Here is a 21,868-nt window from a genome sequence, read left to right as displayed (position 1 = left end):
ATTGCCAAAAAGTATAAGTAGCCCCTTCCAGGACTTTACTCACTTTGTAGTCGCACCAACCCCACCACCGCCTGGCGTTTCCACCCGTATGCGTTCACCAGCCTGCATGGCCCGTGTGAAAATGCCCGGTAAAGTTTCCTCCTGTCCATCCGTATGAATTAACGTTTGGCGACCGGTTGTTCCTGATTCACCACCATGAAGGCCATATGGAGCTACTACCCGGTGCTGACTCAAGAGCGTTGCCTGTACAGGTTCCAGAAACTCGATTTCGCGGATGATGCCATCACCACCATTCCACTGACCGGCTCCTCCCGACCCTTTGCGAATGCTGAACTCATGCAAACGGACGGGATAGCGTCGTTCCAGTTCTTCGGGGTCGGTCAGTTTGGTATTCGTCATGTGCTGATGAACCGCCGAGCGACCATTGGCACCCATAGTAGCCCCCGAACCACCACCGATGGTTTCATAATACCCAAAGTTTTTATTCCCAAACAGAAAGTTGTTCATTGTTCCCTGGCTACACGCAGCCAATCCTAACGCTTTAAGCAGGGTATCGACCAATCGCTGGCTGACCTCCGTATTGCCGCCTACCACCGCCGGACAGTCAACCGGATTATCGGGAAAGACTGGATTCAGAAACGACGATTCTGGCAGAATAAAATCAACGGGTGTCATTAAGCCTTCGTTCAACGGAATGCTTTCGGGGGTCGTATCCGACTTGCACCAGAGACGAAGCACATACAAAACGGCGCTGTACAGAATCGATATGTTGGCATTGAGATTGTGGGGATGCACACCGGATGTTCCTGTAAAATCGAAGGTAACCCGGCCGTTGTTTACCAAAATGCTAACCCGAATAACATGTCCATCGTCGAGGGATTCCTCCGCCTGGAAAGTTTGTCCCTGCAACGGCTCCAGAATAGTCGAGATCGCGTCTGTTGCCGATTGTTTCAACCGGGTCATGTAGCGATGTACGGTCGATAAACCGTGCTGCCTGACCAGGTTCTGAAGCGCGCTTTCTCCCGCTTTTAATGAAGCGAGTGCGGCTTCGATATCGGCCCGGTTTTCGGCCAGTGCCCGCGTTGGATAGGGTGCATCCGTAAAGCGGGACTCTAGCCCGTCGGTAACCTCTTCACTACGGCTATCCCACTGAAAGATGCCTTTTTTTACGACATATTGGGGCTCCAGCACGACACCTTCTTCCACTAGTGTAGTGGCATCGGGCGGCATCGAACCCGGTACTTTTCCGCCGATTTCAGCATGATGGGCGCGATTGATGATGTAGCCGATCAATTCCGGTTTATCAGTATGGCCCTCATCCCTGAATACGCCACTAAGCAGCGTTACATCGGGCAGGTGTGAGCCACCATATTTGGGATGATTCGTAATCACAACATCGCCCGGTTCGAGCTCAATATTGGCAAGTACCAGCCGTGCGCAAATACCCAGACTACCCAGATGCACCGGAATATGAGGTGCATTGGCAACCAGTTCCGCATTGGCATCGAGCAGGGCACAGGAGAAATCGAGCCGTTCCTTCACATTAACCGAAAACGCTGTTCGCTGTAACTGGGCACCCATTTCTTCGGCAATTGCACGGAATCGCTGCGTGAAAAGCTCCAGCTGGACAACTTCATTGTGAACTTCACTCGTATTGTTTAGAGAAGGAAGGTCGGCATCAACATCAGCGATGTAATCGACGACGACATTTTTTTCGGACTGGACCACAACGCGCCAACCCGATTCGATAAAGGCCGATGAGGTTGTGTTGAGGAGCAAAGCCGGACCTCGAAACGTGTCGCCTTCCTGCAACTGGGTCCAGTCATAAGCCGGAAACGAATCGGTTGTAAACGACGGCACGGCGTGACGATGGCTTACAGGCGGGCCGCTCACGGGATTTTCGTCGCGAATCGTGCTGGCAATGACCCGGATGCTTTCCACTTCGACAGGCCGCGGTTGACCGCTGGAATCTGAAGGGAAGTGCCCGTAGAGTTGTTGGTATTTTCTTTGGAAAGCGGCTTCCAATTCGGAACGAATCTCAGACCCTGACTGATTTTTTTCAGCCGTTGATAAGAACGGATAAGGGATCTCGATGGATGATTCCTGCCCCTGTAAACGTACATAAATCAGCGCCGATGAAAGCCTGATTGGCGTATCGGAACCGACATCTGACCGTAATGCATCGATAGCCTGGTGACCTAGCCCGTTAAATAAAGCAGGTAATTTGTCCGAAATGATTGACAGTGGCTGCAAAATCGATCGGGAGGCTATCCGCTCGATTTGCGCTTTCCCAATGCCATAAGCACTCAGCAAGCCACCGTCGAACGGGAGGATCAACTGCTCCATGTTCAGCAATTGGGCAATGGCACAACCATGTAAGCCGCCTGCACCGCCAAAAACCAGCAGGCTATAGGCAGCAGGGTCGAACCCGCGCGCAACGGATATTTTACGAATTGCTCCGGCCATCGTTTCATTAGCGATGTGCTCGAAGCCTCGTAATAATTCCAGTGGATCGGGCCGATTGCCGGTTTTAGCGGCTATTTGATCACAAATTTCCTGCAAGGCAGCCTGCGCTTTTTCGGGGAAGACCGGAATGCCAAATTGCTTTGGATGAAGTTTGCCCAGCAATAGGTTGACATCGGTAATGGTGAGCAGAAGCGTCTGCCCTGGTGCTGTGGCACCATAGCAGGCCGGACCCGGATTGGCACCTGCACTTTGGGGGCCAACCCGAAGCTGCCCAGAGGTGGCACCGTGCCCCTCGAACCAGCACACCGAGCCACCACCAGCGGCTACGGTTTCAATGGCCAGTGAAGGCAGCTGCAAATCGAATGGGCCAATTTTGGTAGAAAATCGATAATCCAGACCCCGTTGCACGCGGGCTACGTCGGTACTGGTGCCACCCATATCGAGAGTAAGTACGGGCTGGTCGTTGCTGGTTGCATAGGCACCAATTACCCCGCCCGCCGGGCCACTTAACAAACTGTCTTTCGGCTGGAACAGATCGGCACGAACTAACCCGCCCGAACTCGTCATAATCCGTACCGATGAGCCACCCAGCTGTTGTTGCACATTGTCCAGATAAGAGCGCATGACTGGCGTGAGATAGGCGTCGACAACGGCTGTTTGCGTACGGGACACATACTGAGGAGCCACGGAAACGTCGGTCGAACGAGTTACATAGGCAAAACCGGCAGTGCTCAGAGCATCGCAGAGTTGACGTTCATGAACAGGGTTCCGGTAGGCATTCAGCAGCGATATGGCTACGGAGTCGGGTTTCGTTTTCCGGAGCAGATCGACCAGATCGACAATAGTCTGATCAGATAGAGGAGTCAGAACCTGACCGTCGGCAGCGATTCGTTCGTCTACTTCGAGTACCGAATCATAGAGCACTTCGGCGGTCGGTATGGCCAGTTGAAAGAGATCCGGGCGTTGCTGGGTTCCGATCGTGAGCAGATCGTTAAAACCTGTTGTGACCAGCAGAGCCACACGTCCTCCTTTTCGTTCGAGCAGTGCATTTGTGCCTTTCGTCGTTCCCAGACGCATTTCCAGAGTAGGAAACGGCTGACTTAAGGGCGTTTGCGTTAATAGGCGAGTAGCCAGAACCGGGGCTTCTTCGCCGGTCAGGAGTTCGACTGTAGTTGGTTGAGGAATGGGCAGAAGTGGATGGCCCAGAACGAGTGTACCATCGGTTCGTAGCGAAACAACTTCATAGCAGTCTCCGGTATCGACGGTGCGGAGTTGATACCCATCAAAAATAGGGGCAGTCAGCCAGGGTGCAACGAGTTTACCATCGATTAGCTGCCCGCGTAGGCGGCTACTGCTCAGGACTTTAGTGCGATGTATTGTTCCATTGGGGTCCTGGGCGAGGCCATCAGTAAAGGTGCCGCCCGTATCAATCCAGATTTGCCACATGAGTTAATTAATCAGCGTAATGCCTGCCTGTCGATAAGCCGCGATAACGTCAGGATTCGCTTCCTTGTCGGTGATCAATACGTCAAACAGGCTTAAAGGCGCAAAATAGAGGTATTTGTTGGTTTCTAATTTCGATGAATCGCAGAGGAGGTAAACTTTTTCGGTTTGGCGGGCCATCGCAATGGCCGTACTGGCTTCTTTCTCGCTGTTAGCGCTCAGTCCATGTTCCAGGGATAGGCCATCGACGCCAATAAACGCCCGATTGGCCCGGTAGCGAGCCATGTGCTCTTCGGCCATCAACCCATGCACGGCCTGCCGTTCTTTATCAACTTCGCCACCCACCAAATTGACCGATACGTCTGACGTCATCAGTTCAGCGACGATGGGAAGCGAGTTTGTGACAACCGTAATTCGTTTGTTTCGGATGAACTGGCAAAGCCTGAATACCGTACTGCCGCAATCCATGAAAATGACATCGCCCTCCTGAATATCCTGAGCGGCTAGCTGGCAGATGTAATCTTTGCGCTCGGCATGAACGGCCGTTTTGTTCGCAAAGGTGTGCTTATCAGTTGCCAGGCTCACTTTCATGGCCCCACCACGCGTACGGTAGATCAGGCCCGAAGCGGCCAGTTGGACCAGATCGCGTCGGACTGTCATCTCGGATGTCTGTAACAATTCCGCCAATTCGCCCACGTCGGCCGAACCGCGTTCTTCGACCGTTCGTACAATTAGCTGCTTCCGGTTTTGGAAATTCATGCTCGATTGAGTTGTTTTGTTCAAAAATAAACAAATTCAAACAATTTTAAACAATATGCTTGCTGAACGCGTGCAAATAACGGAAGAGAAATTATTGTCCGACAACTGGTACATCCTGAAACGGTTCACCTTTAATTACCTCGGCAGGAACGGGCAATGGACAACTCAACAACGTGAAGCCTATGATCGGGGAAACGGAGCCACGATTTTACTCTACAATCCGGAAACTGACCGGGTGATTCTGACCCGCCAGTTTCGGTTGCCAACCTTCGTTAATGGTAACCGAAACGATGGCCCGCATTCGGGAATGCTGATCGAAACCTGTGCGGGTCTGCTCGATAACGATGATCCCGAAACCGCCATCCGACGCGAAACGGAAGAGGAAACGGGTTACCGGATTCAGTCGGTACAAAAGGTGATGGAAGCATATATGAGTCCGGGTTCGGTAACTGAGAAGTTATTTTTCTACGTCGCTCACTATACTGCCGATACCGAACGAAATGCTGGTGGCGGTATCGATGAGGAAGAAATTGAGATTATGGAATTGCCTTTTCAACAAGCCCTGGCCATGATGGAAAGTGGAGAAATCATGGACGGAAAAACGATTATGCTGCTGCAATATCTGCGGCTCCAACAACTGACTAACGCATCGAACTCATGAAAAGCCTACTGATTTTAGTGGCTGGTCCCTATCGATCCGGCACGAATGACGATCCTATTCGGATGAATGAAAACCTTCGTCGTCTCGAATCCGTAACACTGACTCTGTTTCGGGCAGGACATATACCAATGATTGGTGAGTGGGTGGCATTACCATTACTTCGCCTGGCCGGTGGCAAACGACCTGGCGATGAGGCTTGGCAAGAGATTCTTTATCCGGTTGCAAATCGGCTTATCACCCGTTGTGATGCCGTTTTACGCCTGCCGGGTGAATCCAAAGGAGCTGATGAGGATGTTCGCCTGGCTACTGAACTTGGGCTGGCAGTTTATTATAGACTGGAAGATGTGCCTGGATGTGCATAAAAAAACAGTATCAGATTGCTACATCCGATACTGTTCAGGGTTTGCTTACTTGCTCTGTCAATTTCTCGAAACCGACACCGCGCTCAGGTAATGACTGGGTGTGCTTATTTGCCTACTGAAATCATATTGGCAAATAGTCGATAAGCACCCGGAACGCCAGCCGGTAACTCCCGGAAGAACACCAGACCGGTGTACATGAAGTTCCCTTTGCCGTATTTGGCGTAAATCAGACTGCCCTGCTTGGCCGCTTCGTTCTGGTCGTGGGATGAAAAAATGGGCTCATAAGCTTTGTCCCAGTCCTGAGCGAAATAGATACCCCGCTCCTGAATCCAGCCCGAAAAGTCGGCTTCTGTAATTTTATTCGGGTAATTGAGCAATGGGTGTTGCGGATTGATGAACGTCATGGGCGCATCTTCTTCGGTCACGCGTTCGTTGACAACCTTGAACGGATAAGGGCCCATCTGGCTGACTTTGAGGCCATTCTGAATAAATCCTGAACCGCCCGGTGTAACATATTGCACGATCATTGTACCGCCATTTTTTACATAATCCATCAGGTTGGCCTGATAGTTGGCTAAATAATCGCTGATATTATAGGCACGAACACCAACAACGATGGCGTCATAGGCCGCCAGGCTACGGCTTAGTTCGGCGGGGCCGAGAATCGTAACGCGACAACCCATCTGTTGTAGCGCGGCAGGTACCTCATCGCCAGCGCCGACAATGTAGCCGATGTTCTTCGCGGTTACTTTAACGTCCAGTTTTACGAGTTTGGCTTCAGCGGGTGGAAACAGCGTTTGTGTGGGAATGTGCTTGTAGGCAATTAGGCGCAAACCGGTTGTGAAGGTGCCGTCACTGGTGGTCATCATGGCCTGTAATTTGCCGTTTTGAGCCTTAGCGGTTGGCGTTATTTTGAACGTTACCCGTTGCTCACTGCCCTTGCCCGCCAGCGAAAATGGGAGGGAAGCCGGTTCAACCTGCCAGCCCGACGGGGCGTCCAGTTTTATCGTTCCGGCTATATTGGCCCGGCCAGCTTTCAGCACAAGTTCAGCTGTTTTAGGAGCTGCGTCTGAAAAAGCATACACACGCTCAGTCAGGTTGGCCGTTACATCAGGTTGAATGATAAACGGCCTGTAAATCTCACCATCGACCGGGTCCGTTGATTTGTAGACCACCGGACGGCTAAAGGTAAACCGCTGACCACCAATTTCGAAGGTATAGCTGGCGGTCAGTGCAGCCGGGTTTTCGGGTAGGCCGATCAGTTGCTGGTTATCGACCTGGAAAAGCCCTTTTACGATAGGTTTTTCGAGCCAGTACGGTTGTGAAATTTTCTGCGTTTTCGGGATTGTGACCAGTGTTGGCAAGAGGACAACATCATTTGGCTTTAACGCCAGATCCAGTGTCGTGTCTTTGCCTGCCGAATACCGAATGCCTACTAATTTAACCGGCGAATCGGCCCGACTGACTATGTTGGTGTTGAGTTTAATGGTTTCGCCGGGTGTGGCTGCATAATCGGTTGGATTCGTTTCAAACCACAAACCCAAACATTGCCGGATCAACTGCTCGACTTCCTGACGCTTGGCTTTCACATAAATGCTGGTTGTGTCGAGCTTGTTCAGTGCGCCATATAGCTGAGTCAGTGCGGGCACCGATGCATCAGGCCGGTCGGGTTTGAACGTAGCAATAAGCTGGTTAACCTGTGCCTGCACCGCATCACTACCCGAAATACGTTTCCAGCTTATGTCGATACCGTCGAGCGGATCTTTCTCGGCAGGATCACCGCCTTTTAGCAAAAGATAGTCGACACGCGCACCCCGGCTGGCCGGTACACCGAAGCCCTGACTTTTATGCTGACTACGGCTTTCTGCGGCAATCTCACCGTATGATTTGCCCAGTAATGCATTATACAGGCCCGTTTCAATACCGATTAGATTACCCGCTTCGTCAGGCTTTTTGTTGCTCAAAAACGCCCCCGGAATAAATACGTTCCAGAGAATACGTTTTGCCTGCCAGGGCTTCACATAAGCCAGTTGCTCCGGGAATTTTTTGGGATCGTTCGAAATTTTGAAAGCTTCTTCTGCCAGAAATCCGGATGCGCTATGGTGGCCATGACCCGCGCGCGAATCGGGTGGGAAACGCGTAATAATCGCATCAGGCTGGTATTTTCGGATCATCCAGACCACATCGGCCAGTACTTTTTCCTGCCCCCAGGTACGGACGGCCTCATCGGTCGATTTAGAAAAGCCAAAATCGTAGGCCCGGCTGAAAAACTGATCGGGTCCGTCGACACGTCGGGCTGCGAGCAATTCCTGCGTTCGGATTACACCAATATTCTCACCCTGTTCAGGACCAATCAGATTCTGGCCACCGTCGCCCCGCGTCAGTGATAGATAGCCTGTGCGAACAAGCCGTTCTTTGGCCAGGTAAGCCAGCATCAATGTATTCTCATCGTCAGGGTGAGCGGCTATGTACAACACCGAACCGAGAACGTTCAACTTTTTCAGGTTTGAGAGAATTTCGCCCGGCGGTGTGGGTTTGATGGAGCCATAAGGAACCTGAGCGAATAGGGTTGACGTGAGGGAACAACCAAGGAAGAAAGAAAGCAGACGTTTGCGTACAGACACGGGAAGGAAGCAGATTATTGGCTAACAGCAAATTTACGATAAACATAAGAAAAGGCTACCTAAAAACATGGTAGCCTTTTAACACATTACCTAACAACTAAGGAGTTTACTGAAAAATAGGGATTTTTTGGAATTGATCAGCAATGGGTTTCGGAACATTTGGGTTCGTATTGATTTCTCCCTGAGGATATATGAATCGAGCGGGTTTTTGCGAGCCTACATACAGCGGAATCGTCAGCTGAACGACCGGTGTCGCTTTGGCCATTCGGCGTACATCATTGAAGGCTTCGTATTGCATTAGAAAGAAGATATAGCGTTGAACTACAATCTCATAGAGCAAAGCGGTCTGTACTGTCGTGGCTTTTGTTGGATTGGCTAACCCGGCAGGGCCGAAGTCATCCAGCACATAGGCATCATACTTACGACCCGTGGCAGAGAGTGTCTTACCATTGATGGCCCCGCCTGCCAAACCACTTCTGACCAAATTGAGGGCCGCCAGTGCTTTGGCAGTATCGCCCAGACGAGCCTGCGCTTCTGCCAGAATGAGCTGGTTTTCGTAATAAGTAAGAATAGGATGGGGCGCGTTTGACGTAAAAGCACCATCGACAACGTTCGGGTCTAATGTACCTGTACCAATGACACCGACTTTAAAATAGTGATTGTAGAGCGCCGTTTCGTCTGTTTTGGTGTTCGCTGATTTAATCCGCGACTGCATCAGTATGGGCAGATAAGCACCATCGAAACCCGTATCGCCCGGCCGGTTAACCCGGAAGAAATCGTAGTTCTGATTGTAGTCGATGCCCTGGCTTGTACCATGAGGAGCCAGCGCATCGCCCGCCGTACTGCTGATTCCTGACGCAGCACTTTCAACGGCTTTGGCGTAATTGCCTACGTGCAGAAAAAGCCGGGCTTTAAGTGTATAGGCAGCTGCCTTCCATTTTGTTACATCGCCTTTGTAGATAAAATCCTGATTGGCAAAGGCCAGGCCACTCGTTGCCGACAGATTCTGGATGGCATTGTCGAGCGTTGTTTGAAGCGCAGTGTAAACATCCGCCTGTTTGTCGAACACCGGTGTTGGGTATTTAACATCGTCGAACGCCTGGCTATAGGGCACATCACCATACAGGGCTGTGGCTTTGGCGATCAGTAAAGCTTCCAGTACCTGCCCAACTCCTTTCGTCCATTTGTCACCTACAGCATCCGCTTTGGTCTGAATGAGTCGTGTCTGACTGGCGGCTGGGTAAAGCGGATTCCAGGAAAAGTTTTGGGCCGATACGATATAATCGGCGTACCCCTGGTGCTGTCGGCTTAACCCATTGAGCTGGCCTGCCCAGATGGCAGCAATTCGCACATCGGTATCTTCATGGAGAATAGTAACCCCAACCAGGGTGCCTGACAACAGGGTGGCAATATCGACGTCGGTAACCGCATTCGGGTTACTCTGGATAGTGGGCTCGTCGAAGACCTGACTGCAACCGCTCAACAGCGATACCGTCAGTAACGAAGCAAACAATTTATGGATGAGCGCTTTATTCATGGCTTGAGATGAGTTTTCGCTTTTCGATTTGTCGGTTTCGGCTGGCCTCAGCTAACCGTAAATGATCCATCGAAAACGGGTTTAGTACGTGATTTTGAGCGAGAACAGCAAAGAGCGCGTATTGGGATTCGTAAACCAGTCCTGTCCACGCGAAAGACCTGCACCCGTGATGTTTACTTCCGGATCGGTACCTGTGTAATTCGTCCACAGGAGAAGGTTACGGCCGGTCAGACTAAAATCAACGTTCGATAGGTGCGTGAACCGGCGGAACCCTTCACTTCGCAGACTGTAGGTCATCGTTATTTCGCGCAGGCGGGTTGAGCTGCCATCTTCAATAAACTGCTTGTAGGAGGCCGAGTTGAACGATGTTCCCCGTCCCTGATACCAGGCCTGGTTCAGCGCGACCGGCCCTGCGCCAAAGTCTTTTATCTGGCCCTGAAATGACGTACCGGCTGCAATGACTTTGCCGTTCACGTCTTTAATGCCACCTGCTGGTGCAACAGCCGTGCCACCCTGATCAGCGTGAACGCCGAAACTGTAGAGCGCTCCCCGCGTACCGTTATAGAAGTCATTCCCTGCAACACGGTCGAAGAGTACCGACAACGATAAGCCTTTGTAGGAAAATGTGCTTCCTAATCCACCCCGCCATTTTGGGTTCGGATCGCCTATGATCTCGTTGCCTGTGCCTCCCTGCGGAAAACCGTTCGCATCCAGCTTGTACTTGCCTGATTCATCTTTCAGGAAATCGGTCGAATAAAACACACCGAAAGGTTGTCCTTCAATCAATGATGCGTTTTGTTGGTAACTGTCGGGCAGTGTCTGGGCGGCAGCACCCGCCAGCGAAATGACTCTGTTGCGGTTCAGCGAAAAGTTTGCTGACAGATTCCATTTGAAATCGCCCAGCGTGATCAGGTCGGCACCTGCTTCAAACTCAAGCCCTTTGTTCGATAGCTTGGCGGCATTGACATTCCGAACCGTATACCCCGTTTCATTCGGTACGTTCAGCGACAGAATCACGTCGTCGGTAGAGTTGTCGTAAGCCGTGGCCGAGAAGTTGATGCGATTGTTGAGGAATCGGAGATCAACCCCAATTTCTGTTTCTGTTTTGCGCTCTGGACGCAGAAAATCATTACCAGCGGTGGTACTCCGAACATAGCCGCCACCATACAGCGCACTCGCCGATTTCAGGCCACCCGCAAACGCATCGGTATAGGCTGCGGGCGAGAACGTTGTGAAATTCTGGTAGGGCTGGGGCTGAATACCCACCTGACCCCAGGTTACGCGCAGTTTACCAAAACTAAGCAGCGAGCTGGTTTCCAGCGCTTTTAACTTCGTGAATTGCCAGGCCAGCGCTGCCGATGGGAAGAAGAACGTGCTGTTGGTTTTGGAGCCAAACGTCGAGGCACTTTCGTTGCGGCCGGTCAGGGTCAGAAAGAGCATGTTATACGCCTGAACTTCGGCCTGAGCGTAGTAGGCATACGTCCGGATCAAGGACGTATAATTGCTGATGGCGCTATTCGAGTTGAGCGCATTGGTCAAAATATCGGGTGCGTTTGGAACAATAAAGTTAGTGATCTGATCGCTTACGTATTCTTTCAGACGACTGTTGTAGTTGACGCCAACCAGCAACGAACCACCAAAATTTTCATTGAATGTTTTGGTCGCATTGGCAAATACATCGGTGTTGAACTGCTTTTCTGTAATCCAGTTTTTCGATAACAGGCCCGTACCGTATGAGCCTGAGTTCCGGGCAAATCGCTCCAGCCGTTTATCAATAAAGTTATCGATACCTGTGCGCCCGGTAATGCTCAGCCAGGATGTTGGCGTAATGCCAAGTTCAGCCGTCCCGGTAATACGATCGACATCGGTCGTATTCCGGTTGTTGTTGATGTTCCAGACGGGGTTGGCATAAATGGTGTTTTGATCGACACCCAACGGGTTGCGGTATGAAACGTGTGCATTATTGAATGTCTGCCCGGCCTTGTTGGTGTAAATGCCGGTGAAATAACTGTTGTCAAAATCGCCGGGAGTCCGGAAACCACCCAGGATGATACCATCGAGGTTATCGCCCTGCTGAACCCGCGTTGAATAGCTTTTCGTATAGCCAACATTGGCCGATGCCCGTAGCCATTCGGTAAACTGACTGGCTACATTGATGCGGGCCGTGTTTCGCTGGTAGGAGCTGAACTTCTGTACAACACCATCCTGATTCAGATTGGAGTAGCTCAGCAGGAAATTAGACCGGGCGTTGCCCCCGCTAAAATTGATGCTGTTGTCGGTGAAATGACCCGTCTGAAAAACGTCTTTCGTGTGATCGTAGGTTTGTCTGGAGTTTTTGCCACCGTGCGGATTGGCGGCTGTTCCTGCGGCAATGGCGTACCGCTTTGTGCCATCCGGAAACGTTACAAAGCCCTGGTAGCCAGCCGCATTTGGATCCGTTATAAACGCATCGTCACCGCCTTTCCGATCGGCAATCAGGTCGCCGAATGTGTTTCGGCTTCCTTGCTGAAAAATGCCATCTGAACCCTGACCGTAAGTTGTTTGTAGCTTATGATTTTTGTTGACCTCATCGAAAGAAACGGTTGACTTGAAGGTGATATTCACCTTGCCCTTCGTATCCTTTCCTTTTTTAGTTGTAATCACGATAACCCCATTGGCGGCCCGTGTTCCCCACAAAGCCGCAGCAGAAGCTCCCTTCAGAACTTCCATACTCTCAATATCTTCGGGATTAATATCGTTGATCCGGGATTGCTGAACAATGCCGTTTCCGGCGGCAGTACCGTTGTTATCGCTGGAGTTACTGACCGGAATGCCATCGACAATAAACAGTGGCTGGGCATTACCGTTGATCGTGTTTTGACCGCGAATCTGAATGTAAGCCCCCGCTCCCGGATCACCGCCATTCCGCGTGATCACAACGCCGGATGCTTTGCCGCTAAGTCCTGTCAGTAAGCTGGTTTCGCCGGATTTAGAAATGTTCTTGCCATCGACGGTCGATACGGATGAGGCAAATTTGTCGCGTTCTTCTTTAATTCCGAGCGCCGTTACGATTACCTCGCCTAATTGCTTGGTGTCGCTTTTGAGTTTAACATCAATAGCCGTTCGTGTGCCGATGGGTTCCTCGACAGTTTCCATACCCACTGCCGAGAAGATTAACGCATTGCCCGAAGCTGGAACATTTATGCTGTATTCACCTTTAGCATCCGTGACTGTACCGATTGTTGTTCCTTTGACGACAATGGTGGCGCCCGCAAACGGAATGCTCCCTTCATCGACAACAACAGTGCCGCTTATTTTTCGGCCCTGTGCCCATACATAAGCACAACTAGAGCATGCCATGAGCAAGCTCAGCAGTAGTAGTTTTTTCATGAAGTTCTTTGGTTAAGAAAACGCAATGTTTACTGTGCAAAAGTAGATTTTATTCGCTTATGTCAAAATATTGTTCCTTATTTTAATGTGAATTAAAAATATTATTCTACGTATGCAAGAATATAGAAAATAAATTATATTTTAATTTTATTTTAATAATGCTTTTGTAATGACTATTATACCTAGTAAGTATTCCTTTTGTTGTATTGGGTATGCTACGCTAAGTAGGAAGTAGGTAATTTTCCTGATAAGATTTCTTCCAAATGCGAGTGTTTATTGACTTTTAAAATAGAATGCTAAGTTGATTTTCCTGATAATACTACCATTCAGAGATAAAGTCTCCGAATTTTACCGGCCCCGCTTCAGATCAATAGAAGAATGAGTTTATAGGTATTTTTTGCAGGAAAACCCTCTGATTTAATTTGACCGATCGCCCTTACAGAATTCAGGAGAATAGTATAGATCCGTGAATTCGTTTGAAAAGGAGTCGAAATGGTAATGTGGTGTCAGTTTCTTAAAACCGACACAGCAGGCACGGTTCGCCGATGCGACGGTTCGCCGATGCGACGGTTCGCCGTGCGATTCTCCAAACCTCATCCAGACTATTCACTCGGTTTTAAGAAACCTCGCAGAGGGCAGGTTTAAGAACCTGCCCTCACTCACTACACGAACAGGCAAGAGCCCTATATTAAAATAGTGCAGTAACTTGCTTTGGATTGTATTCATTAACCATCAATAGCATGAAAATACGTACAGCTGGTCTTCTGTTTTTTTTCTTATCAATTACGTTCGCGAATGCCCAGCAACCCATTTATCTTATTCCACAACCTGTTGATATACAGGTACAACGGGGCACTTTTGCCATTACAAAATCAGCCACTATAAGTTATAATAAACCTCAGGCTCAGGCCGTTGCTGACATGACGGCACAAAAACTGAACATGCCGACAGGGTTTGGGATAAGAGCACAATCCGGCAAAAAAGGGGCCATTCGGTTCGATTTGAATGACACCCCAGATTCGAAGCTCGGTAAAGAAGGATATATACTGGATGCATCACCGAAAGGAGTTATCATAACGGCCAATGAGCCAGCCGGGCTGTTTTATGGTATGCAGTCACTTTTCCAGTTATTGCCCAAAGAGATTGAAAGCAAGATCGCAGCCACCGCAACCTGGGCTATACCAGCTGTTCGTATCACCGATTATCCACGATTTGCCTGGCGGGGAATTATGCTGGATGTGAGCCGTCACTTCTTTTCAAAGGAAGACGTCAAAAAATACATCGATCAATTGGCCAGGCTGAAATACAACACGTTTCACTGGCACCTGACCGATGATAATGGCTGGCGAATCGAGATAAAATCGTTGCCCAAACTCACGGAAGTGGGTGCCTGGCGGGTACAACGGGCGGGCCATTTTGGGAATCGACTCGATCCCAAATCTGGTGAAACGGCTTCTTATGGCGGATTTTACACACAGGAGGATATTAAAGAAATTATCAAATTTGCACAGGACCGTAACGTTACGATAGTCCCCGAAATTGATGTTCCGGGCCACAGCATGGCAGCTCTGGCCGCTTATCCGGAATTGAGTTGTACCAAAGCAGCTGTCAGCGTAAACCCCGGAACGCCCTTTTCGGAGTGGTACGGCAACGGCACATTCAAGATGCTGGTCGAGAACACTCTAAACCCATCGGATGAGAAAGTCTATGAATTTCTCGATAAGGTTTTTACCGAAGTTGCCGCGCTTTTCCCGAATCCATACATTCACGTTGGTGGCGATGAGTGCTACAAAGGATACTGGGCGCAGGACCCAGGCTGTCAGGCTTTAATGAAGCAGTTGAACATTCGGCATGTTGAGGATTTACAGGGCTATTTTATGAACCGTGTCGAGAAAATTCTAAAGGCAAAGGGTAAAAAATTGCTTGGTTGGGACGAAATCCTGGAGGGTGGTATTTCGCCGGAAGCAACGGTCATGAGCTGGCGGGGTGTTAAAGGGGGCATCGAAGCCGCGCACATGGGCCACGATGTTGTGATGACACCTACCACGTTTGCGTATATCGACTACCAGCAGAGTGATATCGATCCACCGATCTACGCCAGCCTGCGGACAAAGAAAAGCTATAGTTTCGAGCCGGTTCCGGATGGTGTGGATGCCAAACACATTCTGGGTGGTCAGGCAAACCTATGGACTGAGCAGGTTCCCAACCTTCGCTATGCCGAGTATATGAGCTACCCGCGTAGCTGGGCGCTGGCCGATGTATACTGGTCGCCCAAAGAGACAAAAAACTGGGAGACATTTGTGCCCCGTATGGAAACGCATTTTGATCGGGCCGATGTAGCGCAGATCAATTATTCGCGTGCCGTTTATGACCCCATTACTAAAACAAGCCTGAAGAACGGCAAACTGGTGCTGGAACTGGATAGTGAAGTGCCTGGACTCGATATTTTTTACAGCATCGACGATACCATGCCGGATGCGTTTTCAACGAAATATAGCCAGCCCGTCGAGCTACCCGATGGCCCTATTACGCTTCGGGTGATCACCTATCGGGCAGGAAAACCAATTGGACATTTGATTATCCTTTCGCGGGATGCCTTGCAGAAGCGAGCTGGACGATAAACCGATGCATCGTGAGCCAACGTACAGATAAGCACGTTGGCTCACCGCTTATTGTTGAAGCGCAATACGCCCAATACTGTATGTGTGCATCCGAAAACCGTGTTGGGTATTCCTGAAAAACACGTGTATTTTATTTAGGCTAGTAGAATTGTAGCTGATAATCAATAATTTGTGCGATATTCTGGTTCTTCTCTACGGACTGGAAATGGTAGCACGAAGCCAAATAATTTTGTAATCTTGTAAAAAATACGATGATGGAAAGCACACAAATCGACATAAAAAGCCAACTCCTGGCCGATTGTCAGGAATTCGTTGCGGTCACGGATAAGCTTTCAGAAGATCAGTTTAAGCGGCAGGTCGATGGCAAATGGTCGGTGGCAGAGGTAATGCAGCATTTGTATTTATCAGCCCGGCCAGTAGCTCGATTAATGGCCGGGCCACGGGAAGTATTCAGCCAATGGGGGCAGGCCGAAATGCCGTCCAGATCGTACGAAACAATTGCAGCTATCTATCAGAAAGCACTCACGCTACGACGGCAGGCCCCCCCATCCATGTCTCCCCGGCCCGAAGATATGCAGGTTGAGAAACCTGTAATCATTGATCGATTTTCTGGCATTTATCAGGCATTGACCGAAGCTACCAATGGCTGGTCCGACGATGATCTCGATTTGTTGCTAATACCGCACCCCTTACTTGGTTATCTGACTGTTCGGGAGATGCTGTACTTCACCAGCACCCATACGCAACACCATCTACGCTTACTGCCGAAGCTGTAAAGCCTGGATGCCGGTAAGCATACAGGGGGCAACTACGTGGAGCCGGGTTTTTAGTTACCCAGTTAGTTCATTGCTCAATGCCCTTTTATCTGGCCAGCCGGAGCCCACGATTACCGACCTGACCAAAATAATAATTGACACCAAATTTTAGCCGGCCGCCCTTACCACGCCCAACGGTAGGGTCGAACTTGTTATAATAGTTTCCTTCATAACTAACCTCGGCCCCTAAACGGTGCAGAATCCAGAACATAACGCCTAACTCAAGGCCGACGCTGGTGTAGGTAGCTTTCGTTCCAGCCGGGATATTTTCTGAAAACTCGCGTCCGCCATTCAGACTGGCTCCAATGAAACTGCTTATCCGGGTTCGGAAGGGATAGTATCGGACAAACAGACCTGCCTGACGAGCATGGTATTTATTGCCTACGAGCCGGTCATAGTCATAGCGCAAACCACCCACAAAGCCTGGCTGAAAGAAGTACCCTAAACGGGCATTGATATCGGTGTAGACCTTACCGCTGGTAGCACCAAAGCCGACCCCACCGCCTACAAAAACGTTTCCCGGCTGGAACCAGCTGAGCTGGTTGTTTTGCATGTAATTGCGGGATTTTTCAATTTCTTCGTCTAGCTTATCTTCTACCTGATTCGCTTTTTGCCGGGCATCCTGCCGGGTCTTTTCATCAATTATCGGCTTCGACCGGCCTGTCGAATCGGAATTATTCTGAGCATAGACAGCTAACGACAGACACGTTAGCAATGCTGCGGTTGTTAGTAAATTTTTCATCGTCGTTGAGTTAATACACGTTGTTAGTAGAACGTTGACTTAGTAAACTGTAAACAGGAAATAAGGTTTGTTTGATTTAAGGCACTTTCCTGGTAGGACTTTTGCTTCGAGCCGTGCCACGGTTACTAATCATGCGCAAACAAACCGTGGCACGGCTCGAAGCAAAAGTCTTTCTTGGGTATATACAATAAAAAAAGCTCCCATGCGTAAACAAGGGAGCTTTTTCTGGGAAAGAGACAAAAACAGAAACTTATTTCTGCAACTGATTAATGAGCGTATCGACCTGCTCAATCGACACCGCCGGGAAATTGGCAATCCGAATCTGGGACTCTTTAAATTTCCCATATCCCGTTCCGACAACCATACCAGCCTGTTTTACACCAGAAATAACATCCGCAGATGGCTTTTGGGTGGTGGCTACAACAACCGTCTGCGATCGATGTCGGTCCTGTTTAACAAACGGTGAATAGGCCTCCGAAGCATCCAGGAATTTATAGAGCATTCGGGCCTTTTCTTCAGTTTGTTTACGGATGGTATCGATGCCGATTTTATTGAAATCTTCGGCTATTTTCCCCAACAGATAAATGAACAGTACATTCGGTGTTGCGGGCGTTTCAAATGTTTTATAATGGCTCCAGAGTGTTGGCAGCGTATTATGCGCACCAACCGTGAGGTTCTCGTATTTCTGTAGCCGTTCCGCTTTTTCCAGACAGGCCTGATTCGCGATCCAGACACCCAGACCAGCAGGCATACCGAACGCTTTTTGTACCGAGAAAAAGGCCGAGTCGATCAGACTGAAGTCTAAATCAGGATACGGTGCTGACGAAACCATATCGACAACCACCAATTTCTTCGAATACTTGCGCTTCAGTTTATGAATATCAGCGGTGCGCATCTGTACACCCGACGATGTTTCGTTATGCGTCAGACAAATCAATTCGGCGTATTCAGGCACCTCAACATCGGCATAATCAAATCCTTCGCCAAAGGGCTTTTCGTGCAGGTGGGCGAACTTATGCAGCGAATTAGCGTAATCGTAAAATTTCCGGGAAAACGAACCATTCACGAGGTGGAAGCTCTCGTGTTCAACGCAGTTAAACAAAACGCGCTCCCAAACTTCGGAGGCCGATCCGGTAAAGAAAATACCGTGCGTGTCGGGAATGGTCAACAGCGTGCGCAACTGTTGGTCGGTGAACTTATAGATGTCCCGAAATTTTTGGCTTCGGTGCGAAATTGATCCAATCTGCTCATCCATTGCGGTTTGCAAATGCTGATAAAGCGTTGGGTATAACTCGGCCGGACCGGGGGTAAAGTACGTTTGTTTCATTCTCAAAAGAGTGAATGAGCAAACGAGTGAACGAGTGAATAAATGGGCAACCGACGTTAGCTCGCTCATTCACTCATTCACTCATTCGCTCTTTAATAGAGCAGCCGGAATTTAATGGTCTGGTCGATCTGCTTCAATTCTTCTACCACTTCGTCAGCGTATTCTTTGGCAACATCGGTAATTACATAGCCAATCAGCTCATTCGTTTTGAGGTATTGACCATGAATATTGATGTGGTATTTGGCAAAAATGTTGTTCATTTTGGCCAGAATGCCGGGTACGTTGGCATGAATGTGCAGGAGCCGGTGCGAACCCTTCAGCAAAGGCAGTTGAAGCTCTGGGAAGTTAACGCTGCCGTAGGTGCTGCCATTATTGATGTATTCGAGCAATTTACCCGGAACAAAGTTGCCAATATTCTCCTGCGCTTCTTCAGTACTGCCGCCAATGTGCGGAGTCAGAATGACATTTGGCTGGTTGCGCAGCGCATTGATGAATTCTTCGTTATTGGTTTTCGGCTCATGCGGGAACACATCGACACCAGCACCGGCAACTTTTCCCCGTTCGATGGCATCGACCAGCGCCGGAATATCGACGATATGCCCACGCGATAGATTCAGGAAGATTACACCGTTTTTCATTAACCCGAATTCGCGATAGCTAATGATATTTTTATTCTCTTTCCGGCCGTCGGTATGGAGCGTAATAATATCGGCAATAGCCAGCAATTCATCCATTGATTTGCACTTGCGGGCATTACCAAGGGCAAGTTTGTCGACAACATCGTAGAAGTACACTTCCATGCCCAGCGCTTCGGCCACTACAGAAAGCTGCGTGCCGATGTTGCCGTAACCAACAAGTCCTAGTTTTTTACCCCGTACTTCAAAGCTGTTCTTGGCCGATTTGTCCCATACCCCCTTATGCATCGAATTGCTCTTGGGTACGATGTTTCGGATGAGCATAATGATCTCACCGATAGCCAGTTCAACGACGGAGCGGGTGTTGCTGTATGGAGCATTGAAAACGGCGATACCCCGGTCGGTGCAGGCGGTCAGGTCAATCTGGTTGGTGCCGATACAGAACGCACCAATCGTCATGAGTTTATTCGCATTTTCCAGCACTCGCTGCGTCACCATCGTTTTGGAGCGAATACCCAGAATCGATACATCGCGGATAGCTTCGATCAGCTCATCTTCATCCAGAGCACCTTTTCGAATTTCTACATTAAAGCCTTCCTGTTCGAACAACTTCACCGCCACGGGATGCACGTTTTCAAGCAACAGAACCTTAATCCGACTCTTTGGGTATGACTGGCTACGACTCAAGTGATTATGGTAGAGAAATTCATCGAGAGAAGGCGCAATATGATCGGCTTTCGCGACCACGCTCGGCCGCAATACATTTTCCGTGAAGGCGTAGAACCGATTGGCCAGACCAGCTGCCCGGATTTCATAATCAGTATATCCATCGCCAATGACGTAAACTTCACCGTCGAGGTTTAGATTCCGGATTACCTGCGATTTTCCCCCATTGGCCGATAGCGGATTAGTGCGATCAAAGCCAATGATACTGCCCGTTTCATCGAACACGAATGTATTGGCAAACACGTTGTCTGGCAGTACGCCCAATGACGTAACAATGGGAACGATAAACTCCCTGAACCCATTTGACACAACATAAATAGTCTCGGCGTTTTCGCTCAGAAACTGTTTGTTGCGCTGAAACGAATCGGAAATTTTGCCCATCAGCGTTTCAATCAGGGCAGGAAGATGATCGCGGTGTGCTTTCAGCAGGTTCAGCCGGAGTTCGAGCGATTCGGTGAATGAAATTTCACCCGACATACCCCGGTCGGTAATGGCTTTGATCTGGTCAAGCACATCGTCGCGGTCGGGACGACCAATGAGTGAAATCTCGCCCAGCACGTCCAGGGCTTCTACTTTCGTAAAGGTGCTGTCGAAATCAATAATATAATACGTCTGTTCGATTGGTTTAGTGAGCATGGGTGAGAAAGTCGCTATCGCAGCGACTCGTTGATCTGCTTATGGTTGTATCGTATGTGTTTCTGTTAAAAATTTTACCGCCCGTTCTTCCGACCAGTAGGTGCCGTTGATGCCATTCGCGAGCGACGGAAATCCACAATGACCGCCCTGTTCAGGAAACTCCATCCATACGGCGGGGAGTTCCCGCGCCAGCTCTTCCGGAAAACATTCGGGTGATAAAAAGGGGTCATTTTTTGCATTGACAATCAGCGTTGGAATCGCAATGGTAGGTATAAACTGGAGCGAACTGCTACGGGTATAATAATCGGTTACGTCCCGAAAACCATTCTGTGGAGCCGTAAACAGGTTATCGAACTCCCGAATCGTTCGGACTTTGCTGATAACGTCCGTTGAAAAAACGCCCGGCATGACCGCAGCTTTTTGTAGCACTTTTCGTTTAAGCGTTCGGTTAAATCGATAATTATAAACCAGGCTATCCCATTGTTCGAGCCTGCGGGCCGAACCCATCAGATCGACAGGGACCGAAAACACAACAGCTTTCCGAATGGCCGGATGTATCGTTGCGCCTTGCTCACCGAGATATTTTAAGGTAACATTTCCCCCTGCGCTGAAGCCCATCAAACAAATTGTCTGATAGCCTTTCGAGAGGGCGTATTGAATGATGAAGTGAAGATCTCCCGTTTCTCCGATGTGGTAAAAACGCTGTTGGCGGTTCAATTCGCCACTGCACGAGCGGTAATGCCAGGCCAGACAATCGAAGCCATGCTGAGTCAGATGGCGCACCATTCCGGCTAAATACTGACTCGTTGAGTTACCTTCCAGGCCATGGGACAGAATAACCAGACAGTTTGCCGGTTGCCGTGAGGAGACTCCAGTAGCTGACTGGGTAGACTCTCTGCTGGCGGCTGACTGCTGGCTGTTGACTGAAAAGGCCCAGTCCATATCCAGAAAATCATCATCCGGCGTTTCGATCCGTTCGCGGTCGTAAGAAACCGTAACCTTGCGAAAGAGCGAGGGAATGATGGTTTGCAGGTGTCCGTTCCATAAACGGGCAGGTGGCTGGTAACTCGACGGCGCAATCAGCGGCATTACAACACGCGGGTGATTGAAGCCGCAAAGGTAAGGAAAACGATGACGCGTAATGC

Annotated in this window: 13 protein-coding genes; 4 read left to right on the top strand and 9 right to left on the bottom strand. The window is 49.6% G+C overall.

Features of this window, described 5'->3' with window-relative positions:
- Positions 1-39: 39 nt before the first annotated feature.
- Positions 40-3,912 carry a hydantoinase B/oxoprolinase family protein gene (locus GJR95_RS12185; protein ID WP_162386126.1) on the bottom strand — a complete coding sequence of 1,291 codons (3,873 nt, stop codon included), beginning with the start codon at positions 3,910-3,912 and terminating at the stop codon, positions 40-42.
- A gap of 3 nt (positions 3,913-3,915) precedes the next feature.
- Positions 3,916-4,668: a DeoR/GlpR family DNA-binding transcription regulator gene (locus GJR95_RS12180; protein WP_162386125.1), complete on the bottom strand. Its 753-nt coding sequence runs from the start codon at positions 4,666-4,668 to the stop codon at positions 3,916-3,918.
- Positions 4,669-4,723: 55 nt separating this feature from the next.
- Between GJR95_RS12180 and nudK the strand changes: the two genes are divergently transcribed.
- Together nudK and GJR95_RS12170 are read left to right on the top strand one after the other, a co-directional pair.
- Complete coding sequence (nudK, locus tag GJR95_RS12175; protein WP_162386124.1) at positions 4,724-5,329, top strand: GDP-mannose pyrophosphatase NudK; 606 nt, start codon at positions 4,724-4,726, stop codon at positions 5,327-5,329.
- Positions 5,326-5,691: a DUF4406 domain-containing protein gene (locus GJR95_RS12170; RefSeq protein ID WP_162386123.1), complete on the top strand. Its 366-nt coding sequence runs from the start codon at positions 5,326-5,328 to the stop codon at positions 5,689-5,691. Before nudK ends, GJR95_RS12170 begins: the two co-directional genes overlap by 4 nt.
- Positions 5,692-5,795: 104 nt before the next feature.
- Here the strand turns inward: GJR95_RS12170 and GJR95_RS12165 are convergent, their stop codons facing one another.
- The 3 genes from GJR95_RS12165 to GJR95_RS12155 all read right to left on the bottom strand — a co-directional run bounded on the left by GJR95_RS12165 (position 5,796) and on the right by GJR95_RS12155 (position 13,221).
- Positions 5,796-8,315, bottom strand: coding sequence for a PIG-L family deacetylase (locus tag GJR95_RS12165; protein ID WP_162386122.1), 2,520 nt, complete (start codon positions 8,313-8,315; stop codon positions 5,796-5,798).
- Positions 8,316-8,421: 106 nt separating this feature from the next.
- Positions 8,422-9,852, bottom strand: a complete 1,431-nt coding sequence (locus GJR95_RS12160) for a SusD/RagB family nutrient-binding outer membrane lipoprotein (protein WP_162386121.1) — start codon at positions 9,850-9,852, stop codon at positions 8,422-8,424.
- A gap of 81 nt (positions 9,853-9,933) precedes the next feature.
- Positions 9,934-13,221 carry a SusC/RagA family TonB-linked outer membrane protein gene (locus GJR95_RS12155; protein WP_162386120.1) on the bottom strand — a complete coding sequence of 1,096 codons (3,288 nt, stop codon included), beginning with the start codon at positions 13,219-13,221 and terminating at the stop codon, positions 9,934-9,936.
- 740 nt (positions 13,222-13,961) lie between these two features.
- Between GJR95_RS12155 and GJR95_RS12150 the strand changes: the two genes are divergently transcribed.
- Positions 13,962-15,842: a beta-N-acetylhexosaminidase gene (locus GJR95_RS12150; protein WP_162386119.1), complete on the top strand. Its 1,881-nt coding sequence runs from the start codon at positions 13,962-13,964 to the stop codon at positions 15,840-15,842.
- Positions 15,843-16,093: 251 nt separating this feature from the next.
- Positions 16,094-16,618: a DinB family protein gene (locus GJR95_RS12145; protein ID WP_232541161.1), complete on the top strand. Its 525-nt coding sequence runs from the start codon at positions 16,094-16,096 to the stop codon at positions 16,616-16,618.
- 85 nt (positions 16,619-16,703) lie between these two features.
- On the opposite strand, the gene GJR95_RS12140 is transcribed toward GJR95_RS12145, so the two are convergent.
- The 4 genes from GJR95_RS12140 to GJR95_RS12125 all read right to left on the bottom strand — a co-directional run bounded on the left by GJR95_RS12140 (position 16,704) and on the right by GJR95_RS12125 (position 21,812).
- On the bottom strand, positions 16,704-17,399 hold the full coding sequence (locus tag GJR95_RS12140) for a hypothetical protein (protein ID WP_162386118.1): 696 nt from the start codon (positions 17,397-17,399) through the stop codon (positions 16,704-16,706).
- 250 nt (positions 17,400-17,649) lie between these two features.
- On the bottom strand, positions 17,650-18,726 hold the full coding sequence (locus GJR95_RS12135) for an aminotransferase class V-fold PLP-dependent enzyme (protein WP_162386117.1): 1,077 nt from the start codon (positions 18,724-18,726) through the stop codon (positions 17,650-17,652).
- 92 nt (positions 18,727-18,818) lie between these two features.
- Positions 18,819-20,723, bottom strand: coding sequence for a phosphoglycerate dehydrogenase (gene serA, locus GJR95_RS12130; RefSeq protein ID WP_162386116.1), 1,905 nt, complete (start codon positions 20,721-20,723; stop codon positions 18,819-18,821).
- A 39-nt stretch (positions 20,724-20,762) separates the two neighbouring features.
- Complete coding sequence (locus GJR95_RS12125) at positions 20,763-21,812, bottom strand: YheT family hydrolase (protein ID WP_162386115.1); 1,050 nt, start codon at positions 21,810-21,812, stop codon at positions 20,763-20,765.
- Positions 21,813-21,868: the final 56 nt, after the last annotated feature.

Source organism: Spirosoma endbachense (assembly GCF_010233585.1).
In the GTDB taxonomy this organism is placed as follows: Bacteria; Bacteroidota; Bacteroidia; order Cytophagales; family Spirosomataceae; genus Spirosoma; species Spirosoma endbachense.
This window is presented reverse-complemented; position numbering and strand designations above follow the sequence as displayed.